Genomic DNA, 25896 nt, shown 5'->3' with positions numbered 1-25896 from the left:
AACTGAAGAAGCTAGTGCTTAATTAACTTAATGTTTCCATTCATGGATAAAGCATCTCCCAGGAGGTATTAATGATGCCAATAAAAAAAGCTGTTTTTCCTGTAGCAGGTTTAGGATCGCGGTTTTTACCAGCGACTAAGGCAAATCCTAAAGAAATGCTGCCTGTAGTAGATAAGCCGTTGATTCAATATGCTGTTGAGGAAGCTGTGCGTGCTGGCATTAATCATATGATTTTTATTACTAGTTCAAGTAAACGCGCAATTGAAGATCATTTTGATCATCATTTTGAATTAGAAATGCGGTTGAAAGAACAAGGCAAAGAAGCTTTACTTGAGGTAGTAAAAAATATTTCGCCACCAGGTATACAGTTTACGTATGTCAGGCAGAATCAGCCTTTAGGTCTGGGGCATGCAGTACTGTGCGCTGAGCACATAGTGGGAGAGGAGCCTTTTGCTATTTTGTTGGCAGATGATCTGATAGACGATTCCAAATTACCTTGTCTTTCTGCGATGGTTAATTATTTTCATAAAGATGGTCATTCAGTGATGGCAGTTCAACCAGTACCTTGGCATGATGTTCATCAATATGGTGTGGCTCGCGTTGAGGATGCTGGCGCAAATTATTCTCCGATTGTGACGATTGTTGAGAAACCAAAGACAGAGTCTGCTCCCTCTAATCTTGCTGCTGTAGGGCGTTATATTTTTACTCCAGCAATTTTTTCCTGCCTGAAGCAAATATCGCCTGATCATCGCGGGGAAATTCAATTAACTGATGGTATTCAACGGTTGTTAGCTGAGCAAAAAGTTCAGGCTTACCAATTTCATGGCAAACGTTATGATTGTGGCTCAAAACTAGGTTATTTGCAGGCCACAGTGGAATTAAGCAGACTACATCCAGAGATTGGAGAAGCCTTTAATGATTATTTAGAGTCTTTAAACGAATGTTAAGCAAAGTTCTAACTTGAACTTAAGCCACTATCTCTGGCAAGATGCTGACTGATTTGATATTCCAGTGAGGAACTATGAAAACTCTCGTTGCAGTGAAGCGTGTGATAGACCCTTATGTAAAAGTCCGAGTCAAGTCGGATAACAGTGGGGTAGAAACACAAAATGTCAAAATGTCCATGAATCCTTTTGATGAGATAGCAATAGAAGAAGCAGTTCGATTGCAAGAGCAAAAACATGTAACGGAAATAGTAGCTGTCTCAATAGGTACCGATGCGAGCCAGGAGACTTTACGCCATGCTTTAGCTCTTGGTGCTGATCGCGCAATTCTGATTCGTAGTGAGAAACATCTTTGTAGTCTTAATATTGCCAAGATTCTGCAAAAAATCACCCTGGATGAAAAACCCGATTTGATTTTAATGGGTAAACAATCCATTGATGGTGATAATAATCAAACACCGCAAATGCTTGCTGCTTTACTAAATTGGCCACAAGCGACCTTCGCATCAAAACTTAATATAAATGGCCGAGCAGTAGAAGTGACACGTGAAATTGATGGCGGCTTGGAAACTTTGGCAATGGATCTTCCAGTAATAGTCAGTACCGATTTGCGTTTGAACGAGCCACGTTATGCCAGTTTGCCTAATATTATGAAAGCGAAGCGTAAGCCCCTCGACATCATCGAACTTGATTCTATGGGATTAAATTTGAAAGAGCATATCCAAGTGCTCACTGTGACTAGCCCGGCAGCTCGTTCTGGTGGTGTTAAACTAAATTCCATTGAAGAGTTACTCAATAAATTACAACATGAAGCCAAAGTGCTTTAACAAGGAGGAGCTATGAGCACTTTAGTAATCGTTGAACATGATAATAAAATGATGCATCCGGCAACACGTAATACGGTTGCTGCTGCCCTACAACTAAAAGAAAATCCAGTCTTACTGGTTGTTGGCCATCAATGTCAAACAGTCGCTGAGCAGGCTGCAACAATAGCAGGTGTTCATGCAGTCTGGTTAGTTGACAGTACTGTTTATGCTCATCCATTAGCGGAAAATATCAGTGAATTAGTCATTGGGATGGCTTCATCATTTTCCGCAATCCTGGCGCCAGCTTCTACCTTTGGTAAAAATATAGCACCGCGCATTGCTGCCAAACTTGATGTGGCACAGATTTCTGATGTAAGTCGTGTGATTGATCAAAGTACGTTTGAGCATCCCATTTACGCAGGGAATGCAATTGAAACGGTTCGTGTTTTAGATAGTATAAAAGTGCTGACTATTCGCACGACGGCGTTTGACAGTATCAATGCAGAGCAAACCCCCTGTTGCATAGAGCATATTGATAAGATAATTGAATCCACGACTAGCAAATTTGTTCGACATGAATTAAGCCGTTCGGAGCGACCTGATCTAGGTAGCGCCAAAATTGTTGTTTCAGGTGGGCGTGGTTTGCAAAGTGCAGAAAAATTTAAGTTAATAGAAGAACTTGCTGATGCCTTAGGCGCAGCGGTTGGTGCCTCCAGGGCAGCAGTAGATGCAGGTTTTGTCCCTAATGATTATCAGGTTGGTCAAACAGGGAAGGTAGTTGCGCCTACTTTATATCTGGCTATTGGGATTTCAGGGGCTGTGCAACATCTTGCTGGTATGAAAGACTCCAAAGTTATCGTTGCTATTAACAAGGATGAAGATGCGCCAATTTTCCAAATCGCTAATTATGGATTGGTTGGGGATTTATTTGAATTAGTACCACAACTCATTGAGCAATTAAAGAAGAGAGCCTGAGAATCTCTCCCAGGGATCTGGCGTTGTGAAGAAGAGTCCTGCTATCTGCGTTGGGGAGTTGGCACATCTTGCGTTGGTAGTCCCAGGAGTTTATCTGCTCGGATCAAATTTAAGCAACAATAGAAGGAAAGAGCTATGTTTGTTGGTGTACCGAAAGAAATTAAACCACAGGAAAATCGTGTAGGACTTGTTCCCGGTAGTGTTAAAGAAATCGTGCGTACTGGCAGTACCGTCTTGGTGGAAAAAGGAGCTGGTTTAGGAATTGGTATCAGCGATGAACAATACCATGCAGCAGGTGCTGAAATTGTCGCTACGGCAGACGAGGTATTTGAGCGAGCAGAATTGATTGTTAAGGTTAAAGAGCCGCAGCCTGTCGAGTGCCGACGTTTACGCGAAGGACAAACCTTATTTACCTATTTGCATTTAGCCCCTGATCCGCAGCAAACGCGATTACTTAAAGAATCTGGCGCTACCGCAATTGCCTATGAAACGGTGACTCAAAATGATGGTGGTCTACCCCTGTTAACCCCTATGTCACAGGTTGCCGGTCGCATGTCGATCCAGGCGGGTGCTCATTGCCTTGAAATGGCTCAAGGTGGAAGTGGCGTCCTATTAGGCGGGGTACCAGGCGTTGCTCCTGCGAATGTTGTTGTAATTGGTGGTGGTGTAGTAGGGTCGAATGCGGTGAGAATGGCAATGGGCATGGAAGCACGTGTAACCGTAATAGATAAATCCTTATCTCGTCTACATGAACTTGATTTTCAATTTGGTTCAAAATTAAATACTATTTATTCCACTGTGGAAGCTTTAGAACATTATGTTGCTGAAGCTGATTTGGTGATAGGCGCTGTCCTTGTTCCCGGAGCTTCCGCACCCAAATTAGTAACCCGTACCATGTTAAAAACAATGCGCCCGGGATCAGTGGTAGTGGATGTAGCAATTGACCAGGGTGGATGTTTTGAAACAAGCCGCGCAACCACTCACCATGAGCCTACCTATATGGTAGAAGATGTGGTGCATTACTGTGTGGCTAATATGCCAGGAGCTGTGCCACGAACCTCAACATTTGCTTTAAATAACGCAACCCTGCCTTTTGTCATGAGTTTGGTGACTAAGGGTGTGAAGTTAGCACTATTAAGTGATGGTCATTTGTTAAATGGTCTTAATGTGCACAGAGGCATGATCACTTATGAAGCAGTGGCTCGTGAGCTTGGGTATGAGTATATCGCTGCTACTGATGCGTTGGCAGGCTAACACTGGAGGACTGCTTACATGTCTACTATCTTGGTGCTTATGGCTTGATTTTCTGCGCTCCGCTGCTCACATACTAGGTGTATGCTCCGCTGCGATGCTCGACCATCAAGCCATAAGCACTCAAGCTAGCGAGATGTAAACAGTCCTCAATTATTTCTACCCTCTTGGTGATAGTAACTTGAAGCGCTCCGCTGCTCACATACTAGGTGTATGCTCCGCTGTGATGCTCGACCATCAAGCCATAAGCACTCAAGCTAGCGACATGTAAGCAGTCCTCAATTATTTCTACTCTCTTGGTGATAGTAACTTGAAGCGCTCCGCTGCGATGCTCGACCATCAAGCCATAAGCACTCAAGCTAGCGACATCTAAACAGTCCTCAATTATTCCTACCCTCTTGGTGATAGTAACTTGATTTCCTGCGCTTACTGCTCACACATGAATCCCGGGTTTCGGAGCGATAAATTATGGTGTATTTTTGTAGCCTGGATGAAAGACGAAGGCTGTAATCCAGGATTAAGCTGAAGCAATCCAGGGTAAGTCTATCTTTCTGGATTGCTTTGCCAAGAGGCCTCGCAAAGACGAAGTACACACCCCGTGAATGTTTATAGGGGCTTCAGGTCTGGTCGCATTTTTTAATAGCGACTACTAAAATAAATTCTCTTGTTCTTGTTCTTGATTATCTGGCCCTGCATCTGGCGAGGCTGTTATGGAGTTTGAAGGCGTAGAATCCTCCGCTCCAGGTACCTCATGTTCACGAAAATATTCAACAATGGCATTGGGTTGGTTATTTTTTGCCAGTAAGCCCGTTTTGGGATCAATACGAACAGCGACAATATTTGGTGGCTGGGGTAATTCCTGCTCCGGCATGTTGGCCAAGGCGACTTTCATAAAATCAATCCATAGTGGTAGAGCAAGGTTTGCAGCGTATTCGTGCAAGGACTGAGGATTGTCAAATCCAACCCAGGTAGTAACAACCAGTTCCGTATTAAAACCAGCAAACCAGGCATCGACTTGATCATTGGTTGTTCCTGTTTTGCCTGCAATGTCCTGGCGATTTAATACTTTCGCTGCCCGAGCAGTACCTTGCTGAATGACTCCTTTTAACGCAGTATTCATTAAGAAAGCGACATCAGCCGGAATGACGCGTGGTGCAAGTGTAGCTGGGTCAGCCTTGTTTAGATCGCAATTATTACAAACCACGGAGGGTTTTGCTTGTAGAAGAATTTTGCCGTCATTGTCGGTGATATGATCAATCAAATAAGGTTCGATTTTATAGCCACCGTTAGCAAAAACAGCATAGGCAGCAGTTAAATCCATCGGACTCACCGATAAGCTCCCTAAAGCCAGTGATAAAGCTTTCGGAAGATTTTCTTTGTGAAAACCGAAGTGGGTAATGAAATTAATCGCATAATCAAAACCTATATCATCTAAAACTCGAATAGAGACTAGATTGCGGGAGTGAACCAAGGCATCTTTAAGGCGGGTAGGGCCATTAAAAGTGAGATTCACATTATGCGGGCGCCATAAATTTGCTTGGCTGGGATCATCAACTACTACCGGTGCATCATTAATAAGGGTGGCTAAAGTGTAACCTTTATTTAAAGCAGCTGCATAAATAAAGGGTTTAAAACTTGAGCCGGGTTGTCGTTCAGATTGTGTAGCGCGGTTAAACTTGCTTTTCTGGAAATTAAAGCCGCCTACCAAGGCTTCTATGGATCCATTATTCGGGTTTAAGGCGACAAGTGCCGCTTCTGCTTGTGGAATCTGGGTTAAGAACCATTGTTCATTCTGATAACGAACATAGACAATATCACCAACACTAACGACTTGTTGAGCGTTAGTTGGCGATTTACCCATCCAGCCATGTTTGAGTGCTGGTCTTGCCCAGGATAAGCCTTCCCAAGGAATTGTAAAATTTTGACCATGTCGGGTGGCGGCAGTCGCTTCCTTTTCACCCACTGCTAATATAACTGCAGGTTGCAGCTCATTAACGACCGGGTATTGGGCAAGCAACTTATGTAAGGAGTCGGGTGATTGATCATCGACACCACTTATCTTGGCCACGGGACCGCGGTAGCCATGCCGGCGATCGTAGGCGAGTAGTGTGTCGGTAACAGCCTTATTCGCGGCGGTTTGTAGGGGACCCTTGATCGTTGTGTATACTTTATAGCCCTTGGTATACGCTTTAGGACCAAAATGCTCATACAATGATTGACGAATCATTTCGGCAACGTAAGGCGCGCTTACCTCAATATTCGTACTATGGTATTTGGCAGTGATAGGTTGATTAATGGCTTCTTGATACTGTTTTTCATCAATATATTTTTCTTCTAACAAGCGCTCCAGAACATGATCACGTCGCTTTTTAGCAGCAAGCGGGTTAGCGATGGGATTTTGAGTTGATGGGGCTTGAGGCAAACCTGCAATCATGGCTAATTCAGCCAGGTTTAGTTCTTTTAAAGTTTTACCATAATAGACCATTGCTGCTGCACCAACTCCATAGGCGCGATTACCAAGGTATATTTTATTAAGATAGAGCTCCAGAATTTTTTCTTTACTTAATTCACGATCAATTTTAATAGCTAATAAAATCTCATTGAATTTGCGTAAAAAGGTTTTTTTACGGGTTAAGAAAAAGTTACGGGCTACCTGCATGGTGATTGTACTGCCCCCTTGCGATTTCGTACCGGTTTGAATCATACGAACAGTTGCGCGCCCTAAACCGAAAATGTCGACACCAGGGTGCTCAAAAAAACGCTGATCTTCAGTGGCTAATACGGCACGAACCAGTGTTGGGGGAATTTCTTCGTAAGTAAGTGGTATACGGCGCTTTTCACCATATTCCTGGATCAGTAAGCCATCTTGTGTATAGACTCGCAGAGGGACTTGCAAATGTACGGTTTTCAGAGAGTCCACGTTTGGAAGCTGGCTTTCAAGATAAAGGTAAAGCAGAATTGCACACACTAGAAGGAGAAAACAAAGGCTAGTGAGAGCCCATAAGCCTTTACGCCAGAAATATGCAGGTTTTTTCATGAGATAAATAGATAAACTCGAATTTGCCGATTATAGCGCTATTTAAGGGTGTTTTGCGAATTTTAGTAAAGAAACCTCCTCCTCAAGCTAATTTGAGAAGAAGGTATAGTGATAAATCAGGGAAACTGTGGCGACTCAGTACTTTGTCCCTCTTTTTTAGCTGTTGTTTGAGGGGGGTGAGTTGGCAGGCCTGTCAGGACAGCATTGTGCAGGATGCTTTGGGCAAAAAATTGAGGGCCAAGAGCCGTCATTCCCATCAGAGGCCGCCCTGTAGTCGCTCTTATCTTACTAGCTGCTGTTAACGTACCATTCTCTTTCACTAGGCGAACGTTGTCCTGCTTCAAACTATCATTGGTTTCTGCCAGGGAGGCATGCTCCTCATGTAAACGGAGATTCTCACTGCGTAGGTTTTCGGCTTCTCGTCGGCTGGCCTCTTCTTGTTTTTGACTTAGTACAAGCGCTTCTTGCAGACGCTTGTTTTCTTCAGCCAACAATTTTTCTCCTTCTTCAAGACTACGAATTTTTTTTTCTAGATCGTCAAATGCATCAGCTTTTTTTTGTAATGCTTCTTTTTCACGCTTAGCCAAAGCTTCGCTTTCGCTAAGACGGGTATTTGCTGCTTTCAATCCGCGATTTTCTTCTTCTAAATGTGGTAGAAGAATAGCATGGTGGTGTTCGTCTATTATGTGATCAAGAAATAATTGAGCATCTTTTAAATTGTCGTCAGGAAATACTGATAATTTTTCTATGCTTTCATGCCAACGTTGAATCACTTGCCCGGAACGGCAGGTTGATGAATATAAGGTACCAGCATCTATAAAGCCAGAAATTTGTACCGTTTTGTCACGATCTTCTTCAATATAGCTTACAGAGAGAGAACTTGTTTTATCAATTTTTAGTAAGCCTTGGGTATGGGTAATTAGAGCGAGTAAATGTGCTTTTATACGTTTGAGCTCAACCTCATCAAGAGGAGTAGATTTATCCACAAGGGGTTTTAGAGTATTTAATTCGTAAAGAAAATAATCAAGTAATGTACGCCTTGTCCCATAGGAAGCAGTTGCGTCCTCGATGAGTTTAGTTATTTCTTTTACTAAATCCCCATGTGATTTTTGAAGTAAGCTCTCTTCGGTTTGTCCCTTTAGCCCTTTAGGGTCGGTATAGTTTAGTACGACGGAAACGAGCGAATTAACTAAATTTTGCAGACGCGACATAGTAACTCCTTTTAGCTGAAATCAGGATGCAGAATTACATCCCAGATCGTCCACTATATTAAAACAATACGATGAGCGCAAGTGTTGGACAAATAGATTAATGGAGGTTACAACGTTTAATTTTAAGGCCAGAAATAAAGCGGATGGGAAATAAAAAATATTCCTTTTTTTAAAGAGTTAGATTAGAATCAGCGTTGCTATTAAGAATTTTTACAGGAAAATAGTTTTCTTAATGCAAGTCCATGTTGAGAACGGAATTCACAGGAAAAATGCAAGTGATCAAATGGTTCAACTCCAAACCGAGTTCAATACTAGGAGTCGATGTCAGTTCGACTTCAATCAAAGTGCTCGCAATATCGAATGCTAGAGGAAAATCTCGCGTTGAAGGTTATGGGTATAAATTATTGCCAGTGATTGAAGGCGAAATTAACCCCATGAAGGAAATCGACGCAGTCAGTTCGGGTCTCAGAGAAATATTGTTACAACATAATTTCTTCGACTATATGGCAGTTACGGCATTGCCTGATTCTCTGGTTCTTAGCAAAGTGATTCAACTCAGTGCAAAATTAAACCATTCGGAGATAGAGGAAGCCGTCCTTATTGAAGCAGACTATTATGTTGCTCATCCACCTAATGAAATTAGCGTAGATTTCAAAATATTAGGCCATTGCCGAACGAACTCTTCGATGCTTGATGTGTTGATCGTTGTTGCCAAAACTGAACAGGTGACTCGACGTGCAGAGGCATTGAAACGCGCCGGCTTGCGGGTAACAAGTGTTGATGTGGAGTCCGATGCTATCGGGCGAAGTCTGCGATTAATTACCAGGCAACTTTTACTGCAGCAAGGGGAAATAGTCGTTTTAATTAGCATAGGTGTGTCACTCATTCATTTCTTTGTCTCTGATAGTAGTAAAATCCTATTTATACACGAAGAAATTTTGGGTGACCGGCAATTATTTGAATCAGTTCAAAAACACGATGGTCCTTCCTATGAGCATGCCCTGCCTATCGATGCAGGGGTATTTATATTATCCGATGCCTGGGCGCTAAAGATAATTCAGCCGGTTGTGGAAATTTTGTTAATAGGGATGCAAAAAATCCGGCAATTCCTTTCGTCATTGGCTTATCAACCTGTGATTGTCCAAATTTTGTTAGCGGGCAATTGGGCAAGTTTGGCAAAGATTGCGGAAAGGCTGCAAGAAAAAACAACCATTCCAATTCAACTGGCTAATCCTTTGCAATATCTCGTAATTTCAAAAAATTTAAATGCGGAGGTGATCCTGAATACTGGCCCATCACTCATGGTTGCTTGTGGTTTGGCTTTGAGGCAGGGAGGTTGTTATTATTATGAGCGAAATTAACTTGCTGCCTTGGCGAGAAGACAAACGGCGTCGGGAAAGAAAGAGAGCCATTATAACTTTGTCAGGTATAACACTTGGAACAGTGAGTACCATTTTTTCAATGCATCTTTATACCTTATCACTGCTTTCCAAACAATCACAACACAATCAACAATTAGAAGAAGAAACTACCCGCTTCGCTCGTCAAATACAAGAAATTGATACATTAGAGGAAGAAAGTAAGCGTTTGATCTCACGCATAATAATTATACGGAACCTGGCTTTGAGCCGTCCTTTACTTGTTCATTTATTTAATGAACTGATTAGAGTTCTGCCTGATGATGTTTACCTGGCCGGAGTAAAAAAGACTAATGACAGCATTAGGTTGATTGGTTATTCGGCAACAACTCAGGGCGTGGTTAGTTTAATGCGCAATCTAGAAAAAAGCGCTTTGGTTAAAGCGCCAATATTGATTGAAATAAAAAAAAGAAGCGTAGATAAAATGAATAATAATCATGAATTTACAGTAAATTTTAAGCTAAGGGAACCTCAATGTGTTTACACTTCCTAAAGTAAATAAATTGATAATGATCAACTTTACGACGGGGCATATTAAACCAAGGATAGTAGAGATAAACCGTTGGTGGATAAGTGTGCTCGCTGTTTTATTAATAGTTTTTGATTATTTTTTTTTTATAAAACAGGGTTTTCAACAATATAGTCAGCTGCAAAGTCAGGAAGTTAGTTTGAAGCGTGAGTTTGAGAAGAGTCAGCAGAGGGCTGCTAGTCTTCAAGAGAAGCGTAAAAACTTAAAGGAGCTGAATAAACAATACAAGGGTTTGCTTACGCAATTTTCGACCTCTAAAGGTCTTAGTATTTTATTGGAAGAACTGTCTAAGGCAGGTGGTGCCAATGGGCTGGTTTTTGCCTTGTTTGCCCCCTTACCAGAGGTAGCAATTAATTTTTACATTGAACTACCCATTAAGATAACTATTCGAGGGCGTTACGAGCAATTAACATTTTTTTTAAAGCAAATTGCCCAGTGGGACAAAATGGTGACTATTAATAAGTTTGAGTTATTACCTGTTTCTGATCAGAAACAAAAAGTTAAGACAGAAATACTGGTAATGAAGCTTGTAGCAAAGATCTATAGACCATTATGAAACAAAAAAAGAGGGTAATGACTCTACTCATCGCAATGTCAGTGAGCGCCTGTAATTCTTCTCAGGATGAAGTGTTTTTAAAGTACATCCAACAAGTAAAAAATAGAGTGGTTATAGACCATATCGGCAGGATTGAATGTACGAAAGAAACGACGTTGGGATACCCGGTATACCAGCATAGAAAAAGTCCTTTTAAGAAAAAAAGGGCAGCAAGCGATGCAAAACAATCTCGCTCAGCTGATTCTAATGTAGAGTCATTGAAATTTGTAGGATTTTTAAAGAGAAAGAGAAAAAAGTGGGCATTATTTGCCCATAAAGATGGTGAAATAACTCATAGAAAATTAGATGATTAACCTGAACATGGCTATGAGAAAATAATTCACATTGAGGAAAAATCGTTAACTTTAGAAAGAGCGATTTCTACCAGAGGAAAACGACAGAAAAATATCATTTATTACACGTTGAATTAACATAACCAGGAGCATGGATGCATAAAATTATACTGTTTTTTTTCTTATTATACCTGGTTTGTGATTATTCATTTGCTCAAAGCAATCGGCTTAATATTCGATACTCAAATAAAAATGGCAAGTTATCTTTACCGCAAAAAAGAGAGTTATTACAGCGTAATAACCACTTCTCTAATCCTGGGGCAGGAAAAGCTGGTTTTGAGAAAAAAAGATATACAGGTAGATCTATTTCTTTAAATTTTCAGAATATTCAAGTACGGTCTGTTCTTCAGTTACTGGCTGAATTTACTGGAATGGATCTGGTAGTCAGTGATAAAGTAACCGGTAATATTACACTTCGTTTAAATGATATTCCCTGGGATCAGGCTTTGGATATTATTCTCGCAACGCGAGCTCTAGGTAAAAGAATTATTGGTAAAGTTATGTTGGTAGCTCCGGTTGAAGAAATAAACGAGTATGAGAAGAGGGAATTGCAGGCCGATATGGGGCGAATAAATTTAGGTCCCATACGATCCGCTTTATTACAGATTCATCATGCAAAGGCAGCTGATATTGCTGCTGTATTACAAGACAAAAATGCGGCGCTTTTGTCTGCCAGGGGTCGATTAGCGGTAGACACAAGAAGCAACACAATCTGGGTAAGGGATAATCGGGCGCAAATAGAAGAGATAAGAAAGCTAGTTAGACAGTTTGATATTCCAGTAAAGCAAGTTCTAATTGAGGCGCGGATTGTTAATGTAACTAAAGATTTTGTTCAAGATTTAGGTTTGCATTTCAGTGCATCGAAACCGATCTGTTTAAATAGTATGTCAGGTTGTACGAAGCAGCTATTAAAAAACGTAGTTTCAGGTGATAAAATCGGATTTGCTGAGCGTTTAAATCTTGATCTTGCAGCCATACCAATCACGACCTCACCTGCTTCAATTGGTATAGCTTTAGCCAAGTTAGATAATGGGGTTCTCCTTGATTTGGAGCTTTCTGCACTTGAAAGTGAGGGACGAGGAGAAATAATATCCAGCCCTCGTCTTCTAACGACGGATCAGCAAGCTGCTTTTATAGAGTCTGGAGAAGAGGTTCCTTATCAGGAGGCGACTTCTAGCGGTGCAACGGTTGTTGCTTTTAAAAAAGCTGTATTAAGCTTGAAGGTAACACCGCAAATTACGCCCGCCAGCAAAATTTTGATGGATTTACAAATCAATCAAAATACGTTGTCGACTAAAGTATTTAATGGTGTACCTGGTATATTGACTAAAGAAGTACATACAAATGTATTGGTTGATAACGGCCAAACTATTGTTTTGGGAGGAATTTACAAGCGAGATAAAAATAACATGGTTAATCGAGTTCCTTTTCTAGGGGGCCTTCCATTGATTGGTGCGTTATTTAAAAATCAATCGACTATGATTAAAAATGAGGAGTTGCTCATTTTCATTACTCCTAGGATAATAAGCAACAACTTGGCGATAACAGCTGGTAAGGAACGGATTACATAGGTTTGTAGGAAGGCTTGGATCAGATAGGTTCGGTAAGCAAGTAGGAACAACTCCCTGAGAGTCTTTTTTAGGGGGTGCTATGTTAAATTAAACAGAGAATGCACTCTATTCTCATGTTCAGCTGAAGGGGTATGTAATTAAAAATGAGCATAGTTAAAGTACGAAATATATTTCTGATAGGGCCAATGGGAGCAGGTAAGAGCACGATTGGCCGTACTTTGGCAAAGGAGCTCAAACTTGAGTTCTATGATTCTGACGAAGTGATCGAAGAGCGTGCAGGAGCAGATATTTCTTGGATCTTTGATATTGAAGGAGAAGAAGGATTTCGTCGACGTGAACAGAAAGTAATAGATGAGTTGACACAAAAAAACAATATTGTTTTGGCAACCGGCGGTGGGGTAGTTATGACGCCAGAAAATCGTAATGCTCTGGCAGGTCGAGGTACGGTTATTTATTTGAAAACCTCTTTACAGCAACAATATGAACGCACAAAGCGTGATACCAAGCGTCCTTTGTTGCAAACAGATGATTTGGAAGGACGTTTAGAGACGTTACGTGATGAGCGTGAACCTTATTATGATGAACTTGCTGACATCAGTTTTGAAACCGATAAATTAACAGTCAAAGCCGTAGCAAATAACATTATCAAATATATCTATGGCGAAGTTTGATTTATATCAGGAGTTGGTTATTCGGTTACCTGCCTATGAATATCCAATTATTATCGGGCGGAATTTCCTGGCTGATGAAGAGGTGTTGCGCCGTTATATTTCCGGTAAACAGGTACTGGTAGTAACAAATACTACGGTTGCTCCGCTTTATCTGGATTACCTTCAATCGGCATTCACTGATAGACAATGTGATGTGGTGATTCTTGAAGATGGCGAGGAGTTCAAAAATCAACAGAGTTTATTTGCTATTTACGACACACTGATTGCCAAACAACATCATCGTGATACTACATTGATCGCTTTAGGTGGGGGCGTTATAGGGGATATTACTGGTTTTGCAGCAGCCACTTACCAGCGTGGTGTAGATTTTTTACAGATTCCAACAACTTTGCTTGCTCAAGTTGATGCTTCTATTGGAGGTAAAACGGCTATCAACCATCCATTAGCGAAAAATATGATTGGTAGTTTTCATCAACCCAAAGCGGTCATCATGGATTTAGAGACTTTACAAACTCTTTCTGAACGAGAGTTTCGTGCAGGACTTGCTGAAGTAATTAAGCATGCCTTATTGGCTGGTGGAGAGTTTTTTGAGCTCATCTATAATGCTTTACGTGAAGATCTTGATCTAAGAAAATCAGAAAAATTGCCGGAAATTATTAGTCATTGTTGTCAAATAAAAGCCAAATTTGTGCAAGAGGATGAGCGTGAAAAGGGGATGCGGGCTCTATTAAATCTCGGTCATACCTTTGCCCATGCTTTGGAAGCTTATTCGCAATATAGCCGTTGGTTGCATGGTGAAGCAGTCGCAATTGGTCTTTATTGTGCCGCTTTATTATCATACTATCATGCTGGTTTGGATGAAAAATCCTTGCTTTTAATCGATAAGCTGTTAACTATGGCTAAATTGCCAAACAGGATTCCAAGCGATATTGATCTAAATGATTTACGTAACTTAATGTCACAAGACAAAAAAATCAAAAACAAGAACTTGCGCTTCATACTTATGAAAACAATAGGACACTGTTACATCGAAGACTGTGTACCGGAAAATCTTTTGTGTTCAACGTTGCAACGCGCGGTTGAAGGAGATTAGGAAATGCATAACGAGGCAAGCGAATCAGGTAATCAGGATGAGAACCCACGTGCCAAACATGTTTTTAAACCCAGTTCTTGGCTGACTAAAATTGATTTTATCAATCATTTGGTATTATTTAATAACAAGATGTTAACGGTGTTAGCAGAACAGGGCGGGGGGAAAACAACCTTTATTGGTTTGTTGCAAGCTGGTCTAGACACTTCTATTAAATCACATGTTATGGCCGCCACTGCACCATTCTCGCAGACCGATTTTTTAGCCCAGTTGGCTGCTATTTTCCATTTACGGGATGATGCTGAACCGACGATTGCTAATATTTTACATCAAATTAATGAACGTAAAGCGCATGTTTTAGTAATCATTGATGAAGCGCAACACTTACCAGATAGTCTATTGCAGGATATTTTAATCGCATTACAACAACAAAAAGAAAATAATTTCTTTCATTTTTGTTTAGTGTCAGATTTTTCTATTGTAGCCAGTTTAAACAGATTGAAAGCGGATTCATTTGAGCCTTTGATTCATACTTTAGAGCCTGGAGTATTGACAGAAAGTGAGATGAAAACCTATCTGTTGCATTCCTTACCTGCACCAAAGCGACTAGATAAAACAATGACGGATAAGCGCCTGGGGCAATTCTATCAGTTAACAGGGGGTAATATCGCCCGGATTAATAGTCAAATGATAAATTATTTTTGCCCTGGATCGTTGAAAGCAGGGGTGAAGCAAAAATCATTTGCAAACCGTATGAATATCGCAGCCAGTCTGGTAATTGCTGTATTGGCATCTGTTTATATCTGGCAACACCAAAATTTGGTATCACCCGACAAACTCTTGCCGCCCGAACAAGATCTCCCCGAACCAGTTTCAGTCATTAGTGAGGAACCCTTATCTTCAACTGTTCCTGCAGTGCCCCAGATAAAGAATGAACCAGAGTTAGTTAGTGAGATGCCTGTTATTCAGCAAGAATTGGTCAGTAAAATCCCGGCCTGGTATATTGCAGCAGAGGTTCAGCCAGTTCAACCGCCTCCTTTAAAGAGGATAACGAATATAGTGCTTGAGGATGACGATGGAAATGATGATTCCCTCGTCGTTATGGATAGAGTTGTCGTTATTCCCAAGACATTACAAAGACAGTCCTTGGCTGGAGTGGAGAGGGAGAATCCGGCGGTCAGGGAAACTATTTCTGATGTTGCTCTTAAGCAAAAAATTTCTCAATCACTAGCAGAAAAAGAAAAGGCAGTAAAGGATAAGGCGATAAAGGAGCAATACACCATTCAATTACAATCCAGTCAAAATCAGGATGATTTGAAGCGCTTTATGCGCACTCATCATATCGAACTGAATGCAGCAATACGGTTAACAAAGCGTCAGGGTATGGATTGGTATGTGTTGACTCTTGGTGAGTATGATCAATTCGCTCAAGCGAAAGCAGTTGTCAGTAATTTGCCTACAGACTTGATACGATTTAAGCCCTGGATTCGTTCTTTATCCGGCCTCAGGGAATTGGGCTAGCTGTCATCATAAGCTGAGGCGGTTTGCTTTCAATCGCACGCCGCCTTGCCCAACGAAGGTAACCAGTGATCGCCATCGTTGTGTATAACAACATGAGTAAGAAATGGAAAGGTAACTCTTTCTGAAAATACAGATAGGCGTATAGTACATCAGTCAAAAACCAGAGGATCCACGTCGCAATAGCTCTATAGCACATGAGCCCTTGTGCGACCAAGCTTAAGGCAGTTGTCAGGGCGTCCAGTACTGCGACATTTGAATGAGTAAAGGTTAACAGAAGCTTGGCAATAATAGTGTAGAACAAGCCAACAATAGCTCCAACAAACAGCCATTGTTTTATCGAAAGTTGTAGAATGAACGGTTTATCCCCTTTTGCGGGTAAACGCCATAAATACCAGCCATAGCAAACGCTAAAGAAATAAAATGCCTCGAGTAGCATATCGGCATAAATGCCTTTTTGCCAATATAGCCAACCATTTAAACAAGTGGCCAATAACGTGGTTAACCAGGCTTTACTATCCAGGCGGATAAAAAAATAGGTGGACAATAATGAAACAGATGCACCAAATAAATCTAACAACATTAACAATCCCTACGACGGCATGACCCGACAGGTTCAATGGGTATGATCTCAGTCTTACCCCTGACTCTTAAGAAACTCGTTGCGTTTGGGAAAATTCAAAGCACCGTATTGGCGAAGCGATATTCCACTGCAGAGTCTTTAAATAGTCTGGTAAAGACACCCCTAATTTCTAGATAAGCCTTGTCAACTGATGAGTTGAATCATTTTTAACTCTCAATTTGGCTTACATGAGATAGCGATTTTATAGTAAACTGATTCTTATGGGAAATTAAAAATTTTTCTGCTAGTCTTTAGTATCCAGAGGTCGCCAAGGAGAGAATCATGTACAAAAGGGTGTTATTCGCAACAGATTTCGATGAAGTTGGAGTGAGAGCGGCGCACAAGGCAAAAAAAATTGCTGATGAAAATGGCGCTGATTTGCTTCTCGTTCATGTCGTTGAACCAATTCCTGCCTATGCTTACCCAGGTTTTGCTGGTTTTGCAGAAGTCGAGGTTTCAATACGTGAGCAAGCTGAAAAAGAGTTAGCGGCTTTAGCTAAGAAATTAGGAGTGGATAGTGCGCACTGCATGATTGAATTTGGTTCTACCAAGAATGAAATTTTGCGTGTGGCTCAAGAAAAGAAAATTGATTTAATTGTGACCGGTAGCCACGGTAAACATGGTCTTGCCTTATTGTTGGGTTCAACGGCAAATGCCATTCTGCATGGCGCAGAGTGTGATGTACTGATTGTGCGTCCCCACGTGCAGGGTTCCTAAAATCTGTTGACATTTCCGGTATGTTGGTCGAAAAGCGCTGACTGTCCGTAAATCAGCCCTTTTCGACGCCTGCGAGCGGGTTTATCGCGAAGTAGGTAAAGAAACCTGGCCTTGCTCTGGGCTAGGTTGCTAAACCAGCTTAAACAAATCCTTCTTCTTTAAGCGATTTCATAATTGATTCCCTGCTATGAAGTTCTTCAAAATAGCGGGGTAGATGCGAGTATTCGGTAAGATCAATCTTAAAATTGGTAGACCACGTAAGCATCACAAATAGATAGGCATCAGGTAGGGTAAAATGATTTCCTGCCAAGTAACGATGCTGAGACAGTTGTTTATCAATAAATTCCAATTTTTGTTTAATGGCAGGTATATAAATTTTATCTTTTAACTCTTGGGTAATAGCAGGGTTAAAAAGGGCGCCAAAACTTTTGTGTAATTCTGTAGTTATATAATTTGACCAGCTAAGTATTTTATAGCGATTGATATCTCCAATCGGGGGGCATAAGTTGTTTGCTTTATGTTCATCAACAAGATATTGCTGGATAACCAGATTTTCAGTAATAATTTGACCGTTATCAAGTTGGAGTGCGGGAACAGCTCCTTTCGGATTGATTGCTAAATAATCTTTATTATCTTCCGTTTTTTTCGTTTTCAGATCGACGGATACATAATCACATTTAAGACCTATTTCGTTGATAATGATGCGTACTACCAATGAGCAAGCACCTCGTGCAAAAAATAATTTCATCGTTCGTCCTTATGTAGAGTAGTTTGCCCTACATTTGTAGCGCGCCTTGAGCAGAACTACAAGTCTGTTCTGTTATCTTGGTGATGCCAATTGTCGCTACATTGATTTTTTAGAATGATTTTTCGGAAAGGAAAAGGTAGAGGCAAGTAAAATAAAGTAAACAAGACCAATTAGTGAGCAATAGAAACCGAAAACATTATTATTGTGATAGCTGTATAAATAATTGGCTATTTCTATACCAATTGCTTGGACACACATACTAATCATACTCATAAGAGCAGAAGTAGTTCCTTTACTCACTGGTGTTGAAAAAAGGATGAGGCGATTCATGGGAGCTCCAGCGATACCTAAAGCAAAGAAGTAAATAATGAGGCCAGGCATTAACCATACAAAATAGTTACCGAATAAAAGTGGTAAAATAAAAGTGATTACAAGGCCGAGCCCTAGAATAATTGAGCCAATCAGTAATATTTTCTCTACTGGGTAACGATGGGTTAACTTTTGTAAATACCAGTTCCCAATAATAGAAGCACCAAATACAGGTATTTGCCATAGGCCATATTGGATAACAGATAATTTTGCATCGGCAATTAAAATAACAGGTGCCAGAGCAATCCAGGCAAGGCAAGGCAGTCCCATGAGTCCGAGAGCAATGGAGCCTAGCATAAATGGCGAATTTATCATCAGGTTTTTATAGTTTGCAGCTATTACCCGCGGTGATAATGAGACGCGCTTGATTTTTTCTCCATCTGATTTTGTTTGCCCAACAGGTTCGGGCATGAACCGCCACAATCCCCAAAGGGCTACAAGAGCAAAGAGGCTGATAATAATAAAAATAAATCGCCAGCTGAAAAAATGAATAAAGATTGCACCTAGAAGTGGACCTAATAAGGGAGCCGTTATGGAGACGTTGGCCATAATGGCTATTAAGCGTATAGCATCCATTTCTGCAAAAATTTCTTGTAAAGTGGCATAACCAATAACACCGATAAAACACAACCCCATACCCTGGAAGAAACGGGCAATAAGAAATTGATCAATTGAGTTTGAACTGGCAATCAATAAGGTACAAATAAAGAAGAAGAGAGCTCCTGCCAGCATGACTGGGCGTCGCCCATAACGATCAGAGATAGGACCCAAGAATAATTGTAAACTGGCCCCACCTAACATATAGGCAGTTAGCGAAGTCGCAACTGCAGACTCTGGACCGTGAAATGATTCAATTACCTTGATCATTCCAGGCATGATCATATCATTCGCAATATAGGTTAAAAATTCATACAGAACTAAAAAAGCGGCAAAAACCAAGGCTTGTTTTCTGGTGATATTAATTAAAGGTTGCGCCATGGTTATCTCTAAAAAATAATAAGGAAACTGAGTTCGCCAGGAAAAATAATGCCATTTTACTATGTCGAGCTCGTGTTAAGTACTAAGGCTGAAATTTTTATTATACAATGATTAAATAATAAGCATTTGAAATTTTTGTCACTTGCCTCGCATTGGGGGTGAATCGCGTTTAAAAGAATGACTCAACGAAGAAGTTAATCATAAACCATAACGGAATGATCTTGATTCATTTCTTCCGCAGTTAAAGATTTATGTCCGGATTGTGTAAGAAGCTCATAATTTCGCTGACTACCCACTAAGGAAATTTGCCTTAGATCAAGTTTGGCAATAATAGTCATCATCGTTGTATTATTAATTTTACCTTGTTTTCTAAGTAAACGTAATTCTTGCCGGGCCCCCTCCAAGGCTGCAAGGCGTAACTCTTCTTCAAAAGTTAGGGCCATCACATGAATTATTTTCTCCGTTTCGGTGCCAACATTTGAGGCGATGAATTGATTCAGTTTGGCCGTTAATGAGCTGCTAACCTGCATGCATATCGCAGCATCTTGCTCATTCATATCATTTGTTAAAGTTTGTACTCGATTTTCAATAGCCCGGATACCTGCTTCCGCAGCAGCAAGAATCGCTTCTTTTTCCTCGTCATTGGTAGAATGGGTAATGAGGGCATTTAAGCCTGGCAAGATTAAAGGCAAAATTATCGAGCTGATTAGCAAAGAACAAAGAACTACGCCAACAACAACGATAATTAATAGATTGCGTGCTGGGAAAGGCATGCCATCAGGCATAAATTCTGGCAGTGATAATATGGCTGCCAGAGCAATTGCTCCACGTACGCCTCCAAGGGAAATTGCTGCAATCATTCTTAAATTAGGACGTTGCCAGGGTTTATGAAGACGACGTGCAATTAAAGCTTCAAAGGGTAGTGTTAGGTAGATCCACAGGGCACGTAGACTAATCAGTGCTAAAGTAATAAAGATTACAATCATCAGGTATTGCCCTGTAGTACAGTCAGTATTGGCAAGTAAGTTCAATGAATTCGGTAAATAGATACCTAACAGGATAAAGATAATACCGTTCAACGTAATTTCTAACATACCCCAGACAAAACGTCCTTCAATGCGCATGCTTACCATAGTCCGGTCTAAAAATCCGGCTTTATCAATAGTAAATCCGGCTGAAACAGCGGCCAATACCCCTGAGAAACCAAGTTTTTCTGCAGCAAGATAAGCTGCAAAAGGCAATAGTAATAATAAAAGATTTTCAGTTGTGGTTTCATGATCGCTTTTAAGTTTTAAGCGACCAAGTAAAGCAATAAATAGATAAGTGAGAATAGCACCTATTCCTAATCCGCCAAGACTAATTAGAAAGAGGCTGGCAGTAGCACTACCCAGGGAAAAAACACCCGTTAGCATAGCCGCTATGGCAAATTTAAAAGAAACGAGGCCTGAGGCATCATTTAACAAGGCTTCTCCTTGCAAAATATGCATTATTCGTTTAGGCATTTGTACCTTGGCAGTCATCGATTTTAGGGCTACAGCATCTGTTGGTGAGAGTGCTGCAGCTAAGATAAAGGAGGCAGATAAAGGCAAGAAAGGAATCAGCCAATGCATAAGATAACCAAGTCCTAACACGGTAAAAAATACGAGGCCTATCGATAACATGACAATAGGTCTTGTATTTAATAAAAATTCCCGTTTAGGGAAACGCCAACTATCGTTAAAGAGTAAAGGCGGAATAAAAAGAAGCATGAACAATTCGGGATTAAAACCTATATGAAAATCAGGGAAAATAATAGCAACTAAAGCACCCAAGCCAATTTGGACGATAGGTGTGGGTAACGAAGGTGTAAATCTGGACATAACTCCGGAGATAACTAATAGAAACAGCAGAAGAAGACAAACTAAGGCGTTTTCCATGGTTTTTTCATTGACTCCAAGAAAATATCATGATTACTAGAGCGAATTTTAAATGCTCTTTTCGGGACTCTTTTACTTGAAAAGAAAAGAATTAATACAATTTCCATATTATTTGGCTGTTAGTAAAACTACAATACTGCCAGGGTAAAAATTTGATGATTTTTTTATATCCGCTTAAGATTGTTATATAGTAATTCGCGCGTTATTCTTAAACCCCTTTTGGAGTTGGATATACTGAGGATTTTCAATGAAGTATAACGGTAGATTCATGCAATTAACTCTTTTGGCAGTTTGTCAGAGCATGTTCCTACTGTCGGGATGCGGGAATGATAAATCAACAAAGGCCGATAAATCGCCCGAAGTGGGTATTGTTACTTTAAAAGCGCGTCCGTTAACGCTTACAACAGAATTGCCTGGACGCACCCGCCCTTATCGTGTTGCGGAAGTCAGACCGCAGGTAAGTGGTATTATTTTAAAGCGCCAATTTGTTGAGGGAAGTGATGTCAAGGCAGGCCAGTCATTGTACCAAATTGATCCTGCCACTTACCAGGCTGCCTACGATAGTGCTCAAGGTGATCTAGCCAAAGCGGAGGCTAATGTTGAAATTAACAGTTTAACGGTCAAGCGCTATAAACCTTTGTTAAGCACTAACTTTGTTAGTCATCAGGATTATGATACGGCCGTGGCGAATTTAAAACAGGCCGACGCTAGTGTTGTTGCGGCCAAAGCAGCGTTGGAAACTGCACGTATTAATCTCTACTATACCAAAGTATATTCACCAATTAGCGGACGAATTGGTAAATCCAGTGTTACGGAGGGAGCACTGGTCACAGCGAGCCAATCTGAGGCGCTGGCTTCTGTACAACAACTTGATCCAATTTATGTTGATGTTACTCAATCCAGTAAGGATTTTTTACGTTTGAAACGGCAATTGGAAAAAGGAGTATTAACAAAAGGCGATGACAATGTAGTAGTTGATTTGTTGCTTGAAGATGGCACACTCTATAATGAAAAAGGAACTTTACAATTTTCAGATGTGACTGTCGATGAAACGACAGGCTCTATTACTTTGCGTGCTATATTCCCTAATCCGAAGGAAGTACTTTTACCTGGTATGTTTGTACGTGCGCGAATACAGGAAGGGGTTAAAGTAGAGGCAATTTTGGCACCTCAGCAAGGTATTACTCGTAATGCTCAGGGGCAAGCAACCGCTTTGCTGGTTGATGACAAAAATAAAGTGGTTGAGCGTACCTTGATAACAGAGCAGGCCATTGGTGATCAATGGTTAATTCGTAGTGGTTTGAAAGAGGGTGATAAACTGATCGTATCGGGACTACAAAAGGTAAAGCCAGGTATGACTGTAAGAACCGAGGAAGTAGAAGAAACAAAAAATAAGGCTGCTGCCGATAAAGCACCAAACCACAAAGAGAACAATTAAACTATGTCTAATTTTTTTATAGACAGGCCTATTTTTGCTTGGGTACTTGCAATCCTTATTATGTTGGCAGGTGTTTTGGCTATTGCTCAGTTACCAGTAGCTCAATACCCCACCGTAGCCCCCCCTGCGGTAGCAATTACAGCGATTTATCCTGGTGCTGATGCACAAACAGTACAGGATACTGTGACCCAAATCATCGAACAGAATATGAGTGGTTTGGATAAACTATTGTACATGACCTCACAGAGTGATTCCTCTGGAACAGCGACAATAACATTGACTTTCAATTCCAGTGCCAACCCTGATATCGCCCAGGTTCAGGTACAAAATAAACTTCAGTTGGCTACTCCATTGCTGCCTATAGAGGTTCAACAACAGGGGCTGACCATTGAAAAATCGAGCAGCAGCTTTCTTCTAGTTTTAGGCGCTATTTCCGAAGATGGTAGTATGGATCAATATGATCTGGCTGACTATCTGGCTTCCTATATCAAAGATCCGATTAGTCGTCTAAATGGGGTAGGAGATGTGCAATTATTTGGTGCGCAATATTCAATGCGCATCTGGCTTGATCCAAACAAATTAAATAATTATCAACTGCAACCAAGCGATGTAGTTCAGGCAATCAAAGCACAAAATAATCAGATTGCTGCCGGACAATTAGGCGGACTTCCTGCTGTCCCTGGACAGCAGTTAAACGCGCCAATTATTGCACAAACACGGTTGAAGACAACTGAAGAATTTGGAAAAATTTTGCTTAAAGTCAATTCAGACGGCTCTCAAGTCCGTTTACGTGATGTTGCTCGAATTGCTTTGGGTGGTGAGAATTATGCGCTGATAGCACGCTATAACGGTGTTCCGGCTTCCGGTCTTGGTATTAAGCTTGCGGTGGGGGCAAATGCCCTGGATACGGCTACCTCCATTAAAGAAGAACTCCGTAAAATGGAGCCTTATTTTCCTGCTGGTTTTAAAGTGGTTTATCCCTATGACACCACTCCTTTTATAAAAATCTCTATTCATGAAGTGGTGAAAACCCTGATCGAAGCGATTATTTTGGTTTTTTTAGTCATGTATCTTTTCCTGCAAAATATGCGGGCTACTTTAATTCCTACAATTGCTGTTCCTGTTGTTCTACTAGGCACTTTTGCCGTCCTGTCCCTGTTTGGTTATACCATCAATACGTTGACCATGTTCGGCATGGTATTGGCAATTGGACTACTCGTTGATGATGCAATAGTTGTTGTCGAAAACGTTGAGCGGGTCATGATGGAAGAGAATTTGCCCCCCAAAGAAGCCACTCGCCGTTCTATGGGACAAATTCAAGGGGCTTTAGTGGGCATTGCAACTGTGTTATCAGCAGTGTTTGTTCCGATGGCTTTTTTTGGCGGTTCGACGGGTGCTATTTATCGTCAATTCTCGGTGACTATTGTATCAGCAATGGTGCTTTCTGTCTTAGTAGCTCTTATTTTATCCCCAGCCCTCTGCGCTACGATCCTAAAGCCGCTATCTGCTGCTGAGCATCGCAATAAGAAAGGATTTTTTGGCTGGTTTAATCGTCATTTTGAGCAGGCAACTCAACGCTACCATGATAGTGTTGAGAAATTGCTCAGTAAAACAGGCCGCTATTTATTTATCTATCTTTTGATTGTAGTAGGAATGGGCTATTTATTCCTGACCTTACCGACAGCTTTTCTTCCTGAGGAAGATCAAGGGATGGTATTAACCATGATACAGTTACCCGCTGGAGCAACGCAGCAACGTACGCAAGAAGTTGCTGAGCAGGTTTATCGCTACTATGCCACCAAAGAAAAAAACAATGTGATTTCCACATTTACTGTTGTTGGGTTTGGTTTTAATGGAAATGGACAGAACTCGGGCATTGCATTTACTACTTTAAAAGATTGGAGTGAACGTAAAGGCGCTGAGAACAAAGTCCCCGCAATTATCGATCGGGCAAGCGGTGCGTTTGCCAAAATTAAGGATGGTTTGGTTTTTCCTTTTAATTTACCGGCCATTATCGAACTTGGTACAGCAAATGGTTTTGATTTTGAGTTGATTGATAGAGGCGGAATCGGTCATGAAAAACTAACCGAAGCTCGGAATAAACTTTTGGATATGGTTGCTGATCATCCCGATACATTGGTTCGGGTAAGGGCGAATGGTTTAGAGGATGCGCCAGAATTTAAACTGAACGTTGATCAGGAGAAAGCGGAAACCTTTGGAGCTACAGTCAGTAACATTAATGACACGATTAGCATTGCTTTAGGAAGCAGCTATGTTAATAACTTTATTGATCGGGGCAGAGTAAAAAAAGTATACGTGCAAGCGGATGCCCCTTATCGTATGTTGCCAAAAGATATTAACGATTGGTATGTCCGAGGGCAAAAGGGACAAATGGTTCCTTTTTCGGCGTTTAGTACTAGCCACTGGCAATTCGGTTCACCGCGGTTGGAGCGTTACAATGGTTTACCCTCGATGGAAATTTTAGGTGAATCTGCTTCAGGCAAAAGTAGCGGTGATGCAATGAGTTTAATGGAGCATTTGGCGTCAAAATTGCCTGCCGGCGTCGGTTTTGATTGGACTGGGATGTCTTATCAGGAACGTTTATCAGGAAATCAAGCGCCCTTACTATATGCTATTTCAGTGTTGGTTGTATTTTTATGTTTGGCTGCTTTATATGAAAGTTGGTCTATCCCTTTTTCCGTAATTTTGGTTGTGCCTCTAGGTGTCATTGGGGCTTTATTAGCGGCTAGTTTTCGCAGTCTAAATAATGATATCTATTTTCAAGTAGGGCTTTTAACTACTATTGGATTATCAGCCAAAAACGCAATACTGATTGTAGAATTTGCAAAAGATCTGATTGAAAAAGAAAACAAGCCTTTAATTGAGGCAACGCTGGAGGCAGTACGTAGGCGTTTGCGCCCAATATTAATGACATCCCTTGCTTTTATTTTTGGTGTATTGCCCCTTGCTCTCAGTACAGGTGCTGGTTCTGGTGCACAAAATGCTGTCGGGACCGGGGTAGCAGGAGGGATGTTTACGGCAACTGTATTGGCTATTTTCTTTGTTCCAGTATTTTTTGTTGTAGTGCGGCGTCATTTTGGTAAGCGCGTTGCATGAAATACTAGCCAATCAGCTGTTA

20 protein-coding genes, 1 pseudogene and 1 riboswitch are annotated in these 25896 nt (G+C 41.0%); of the genes and pseudogenes, 15 read left to right on the top strand and 6 right to left on the bottom strand.

Features of this window, described 5'->3' with window-relative positions:
- The first annotated feature begins 71 nt into the window (after positions 1–71).
- From galU to ald, 4 genes are all read left to right on the top strand, one after another.
- On the top strand, positions 72–947 hold the full coding sequence (gene galU, locus ACN4Z1_RS11500) for a UTP--glucose-1-phosphate uridylyltransferase GalU (protein ID WP_115221613.1): 876 nt from the start codon (positions 72–74) through the stop codon (positions 945–947).
- Between the two features lie 74 nt (positions 948–1021).
- Positions 1022–1771 carry an electron transfer flavoprotein subunit beta/FixA family protein gene (locus ACN4Z1_RS11495; protein ID WP_115221612.1) on the top strand — a complete coding sequence of 250 codons (750 nt, stop codon included), beginning with the start codon at positions 1022–1024 and terminating at the stop codon, positions 1769–1771.
- A 12-nt stretch (positions 1772–1783) separates the two neighbouring features.
- A complete protein-coding gene (locus ACN4Z1_RS11490) occupies positions 1784–2725 on the top strand; it encodes an electron transfer flavoprotein subunit alpha/FixB family protein (protein ID WP_228364907.1) in 942 nt (313 codons plus the stop codon).
- A gap of 135 nt (positions 2726–2860) precedes the next feature.
- Positions 2861–3979: an alanine dehydrogenase gene (ald, locus tag ACN4Z1_RS11485; protein WP_228364908.1), complete on the top strand. Its 1119-nt coding sequence runs from the start codon at positions 2861–2863 to the stop codon at positions 3977–3979.
- 646 nt (positions 3980–4625) lie between these two features.
- Here ald and ACN4Z1_RS11480 read toward each other — a convergent pair.
- Entirely contained in the window at positions 4626–7013 is a 2388-nt protein-coding gene (locus tag ACN4Z1_RS11480; protein WP_228364909.1) for a penicillin-binding protein 1A, read from the bottom strand.
- A 116-nt stretch (positions 7014–7129) separates the two neighbouring features.
- Positions 7130–8224, bottom strand: a complete 1095-nt coding sequence (locus ACN4Z1_RS11475; protein WP_228364910.1) for a hypothetical protein — start codon at positions 8222–8224, stop codon at positions 7130–7132.
- Between the two features lie 242 nt (positions 8225–8466).
- On the opposite strand from ACN4Z1_RS11475, the gene pilM reads away from it, so the two are divergent.
- The 8 genes and pseudogenes from pilM (at position 8467) to ACN4Z1_RS11435 (ending at position 15972) form a co-directional block, all read left to right on the top strand.
- Complete coding sequence (gene pilM, locus ACN4Z1_RS11470; RefSeq protein ID WP_228364911.1) at positions 8467–9585, top strand: type IV pilus assembly protein PilM; 1119 nt, start codon at positions 8467–8469, stop codon at positions 9583–9585.
- Positions 9572–10135 carry a PilN domain-containing protein gene (locus ACN4Z1_RS11465; protein ID WP_228364912.1) on the top strand — a complete coding sequence of 188 codons (564 nt, stop codon included), beginning with the start codon at positions 9572–9574 and terminating at the stop codon, positions 10133–10135. Before pilM ends, ACN4Z1_RS11465 begins: the two co-directional genes overlap by 14 nt.
- Positions 10119–10727: a type 4a pilus biogenesis protein PilO gene (locus ACN4Z1_RS11460; protein WP_419388206.1), complete on the top strand. Its 609-nt coding sequence runs from the start codon at positions 10119–10121 to the stop codon at positions 10725–10727. The genes ACN4Z1_RS11465 and ACN4Z1_RS11460 overlap by 17 nt, the downstream gene beginning before the upstream one ends.
- Positions 10724–11080 carry a hypothetical protein gene (locus ACN4Z1_RS11455; protein WP_419388207.1) on the top strand — a complete coding sequence of 119 codons (357 nt, stop codon included), beginning with the start codon at positions 10724–10726 and terminating at the stop codon, positions 11078–11080. The genes ACN4Z1_RS11460 and ACN4Z1_RS11455 overlap by 4 nt, the downstream gene beginning before the upstream one ends.
- 332 nt (positions 11081–11412) lie before the next feature.
- Positions 11413–12690, top strand: a pseudogene (locus ACN4Z1_RS11450) (type IV pilus secretin PilQ); the annotation flags it as partial.
- 143 nt (positions 12691–12833) lie between these two features.
- On the top strand, positions 12834–13361 hold the full coding sequence (gene aroK, locus ACN4Z1_RS11445; RefSeq protein ID WP_058447454.1) for a shikimate kinase AroK: 528 nt from the start codon (positions 12834–12836) through the stop codon (positions 13359–13361).
- Positions 13348–14454 carry a 3-dehydroquinate synthase gene (gene aroB, locus ACN4Z1_RS11440; RefSeq protein WP_228364916.1) on the top strand — a complete coding sequence of 369 codons (1107 nt, stop codon included), beginning with the start codon at positions 13348–13350 and terminating at the stop codon, positions 14452–14454. The genes aroK and aroB overlap by 14 nt, the downstream gene beginning before the upstream one ends.
- Before the next feature lie 3 nt (positions 14455–14457).
- Positions 14458–15972, top strand: a complete 1515-nt coding sequence (locus tag ACN4Z1_RS11435) for an AAA family ATPase (RefSeq protein WP_228364917.1) — start codon at positions 14458–14460, stop codon at positions 15970–15972.
- Here ACN4Z1_RS11435 and pnuC read toward each other — a convergent pair.
- The gene (gene pnuC / locus ACN4Z1_RS11430; RefSeq protein WP_228364918.1) at positions 15956–16552 is read right to left on the bottom strand and encodes a nicotinamide riboside transporter PnuC; all 597 of its coding nucleotides are present in this window, start codon (positions 16550–16552) and stop codon (positions 15956–15958) included. The two genes, ACN4Z1_RS11435 and pnuC, sit on opposite strands and share 17 nt — an antisense overlap.
- A riboswitch (TPP riboswitch) is annotated at positions 16541–16726 on the bottom strand. Its footprint overlaps the gene before it by 12 nt.
- A gap of 147 nt (positions 16727–16873) precedes the next feature.
- On the opposite strand from pnuC, the gene ACN4Z1_RS11425 reads away from it, so the two are divergent.
- Complete coding sequence (locus ACN4Z1_RS11425; protein WP_058447450.1) at positions 16874–17308, top strand: universal stress protein; 435 nt, start codon at positions 16874–16876, stop codon at positions 17306–17308.
- A 139-nt stretch (positions 17309–17447) separates the two neighbouring features.
- Here the strand turns inward: ACN4Z1_RS11425 and gstA are convergent, their stop codons facing one another.
- From gstA to ACN4Z1_RS11410, 3 genes are all read right to left on the bottom strand, one after another.
- The gene (gstA, locus tag ACN4Z1_RS11420) at positions 17448–18056 is read right to left on the bottom strand and encodes a glutathione transferase GstA (RefSeq protein WP_228364919.1); all 609 of its coding nucleotides are present in this window, start codon (positions 18054–18056) and stop codon (positions 17448–17450) included.
- Positions 18057–18152: 96 nt separating this feature from the next.
- Positions 18153–19403, bottom strand: coding sequence for an MFS transporter (locus tag ACN4Z1_RS11415; RefSeq protein WP_228364920.1), 1251 nt, complete (start codon positions 19401–19403; stop codon positions 18153–18155).
- Positions 19404–19597: 194 nt separating this feature from the next.
- Positions 19598–21319 carry a Na+/H+ antiporter gene (locus ACN4Z1_RS11410; protein WP_228364921.1) on the bottom strand — a complete coding sequence of 574 codons (1722 nt, stop codon included), beginning with the start codon at positions 21317–21319 and terminating at the stop codon, positions 19598–19600.
- 268 nt (positions 21320–21587) lie between these two features.
- Here ACN4Z1_RS11410 and ACN4Z1_RS11405 point away from each other — a divergent pair, with 268 nt between their 5' ends.
- Positions 21588–22757: an efflux RND transporter periplasmic adaptor subunit gene (locus tag ACN4Z1_RS11405; protein ID WP_304608159.1), complete on the top strand. Its 1170-nt coding sequence runs from the start codon at positions 21588–21590 to the stop codon at positions 22755–22757.
- A gap of 3 nt (positions 22758–22760) precedes the next feature.
- Positions 22761–25874, top strand: a complete 3114-nt coding sequence (locus ACN4Z1_RS11400; RefSeq protein WP_228364922.1) for an efflux RND transporter permease subunit — start codon at positions 22761–22763, stop codon at positions 25872–25874.
- Positions 25875–25896: the final 22 nt, after the last annotated feature.

The organism is Legionella sp. ST3F1 (genome assembly GCF_048553315.1).
Classification (GTDB): Bacteria; Pseudomonadota; Gammaproteobacteria; order Legionellales; family Legionellaceae; genus Tatlockia; species Tatlockia donaldsonii.
This window is presented reverse-complemented; position numbering and strand designations above follow the sequence as displayed.

Excerpts from the sequence above, each read along its gene's own strand:
- gstA (WP_228364919.1), bottom strand. The coding sequence starts at position 18,056 with ATGAAATTATTTTTTGCACGAGGTGCTTGCTCATTGGTAGTACGCATC.
- ACN4Z1_RS11400 (WP_228364922.1), top strand. The coding sequence starts at position 22,761 with ATGTCTAATTTTTTTATAGACAGGCCTATTTTTGCTTGGGTACTTGCA.
- ACN4Z1_RS11425 (WP_058447450.1), top strand. The coding sequence starts at position 16,874 with ATGTACAAAAGGGTGTTATTCGCAACAGATTTCGATGAAGTTGGAGTG.
- ACN4Z1_RS11405 (WP_304608159.1), top strand. The coding sequence starts at position 21,588 with ATGCAATTAACTCTTTTGGCAGTTTGTCAGAGCATGTTCCTACTGTCG.
- ACN4Z1_RS11465 (WP_228364912.1), top strand. The coding sequence starts at position 9,572 with ATGAGCGAAATTAACTTGCTGCCTTGGCGAGAAGACAAACGGCGTCGG.
- ACN4Z1_RS11475 (WP_228364910.1), bottom strand. The coding sequence starts at position 8,224 with ATGTCGCGTCTGCAAAATTTAGTTAATTCGCTCGTTTCCGTCGTACTA.
- ACN4Z1_RS11410 (WP_228364921.1), bottom strand. The coding sequence starts at position 21,319 with ATGGAAAACGCCTTAGTTTGTCTTCTTCTGCTGTTTCTATTAGTTATC.
- pilM (WP_228364911.1), top strand. The coding sequence starts at position 8,467 with ATGTTGAGAACGGAATTCACAGGAAAAATGCAAGTGATCAAATGGTTC.
- ACN4Z1_RS11415 (WP_228364920.1), bottom strand. The coding sequence starts at position 19,403 with ATGGCGCAACCTTTAATTAATATCACCAGAAAACAAGCCTTGGTTTTT.
- ACN4Z1_RS11480 (WP_228364909.1), bottom strand. The coding sequence starts at position 7,013 with ATGAAAAAACCTGCATATTTCTGGCGTAAAGGCTTATGGGCTCTCACT.
- aroB (WP_228364916.1), top strand. The coding sequence starts at position 13,348 with ATGGCGAAGTTTGATTTATATCAGGAGTTGGTTATTCGGTTACCTGCC.
- aroK (WP_058447454.1), top strand. The coding sequence starts at position 12,834 with ATGAGCATAGTTAAAGTACGAAATATATTTCTGATAGGGCCAATGGGA.
- ACN4Z1_RS11495 (WP_115221612.1), top strand. The coding sequence starts at position 1,022 with ATGAAAACTCTCGTTGCAGTGAAGCGTGTGATAGACCCTTATGTAAAA.
- pnuC (WP_228364918.1), bottom strand. The coding sequence starts at position 16,552 with ATGTTGTTAGATTTATTTGGTGCATCTGTTTCATTATTGTCCACCTAT.
- ald (WP_228364908.1), top strand. The coding sequence starts at position 2,861 with ATGTTTGTTGGTGTACCGAAAGAAATTAAACCACAGGAAAATCGTGTA.
- ACN4Z1_RS11455 (WP_419388207.1), top strand. The coding sequence starts at position 10,724 with ATGAAACAAAAAAAGAGGGTAATGACTCTACTCATCGCAATGTCAGTG.
- ACN4Z1_RS11490 (WP_228364907.1), top strand. The coding sequence starts at position 1,784 with ATGAGCACTTTAGTAATCGTTGAACATGATAATAAAATGATGCATCCG.
- ACN4Z1_RS11435 (WP_228364917.1), top strand. The coding sequence starts at position 14,458 with ATGCATAACGAGGCAAGCGAATCAGGTAATCAGGATGAGAACCCACGT.
- galU (WP_115221613.1), top strand. The coding sequence starts at position 72 with ATGATGCCAATAAAAAAAGCTGTTTTTCCTGTAGCAGGTTTAGGATCG.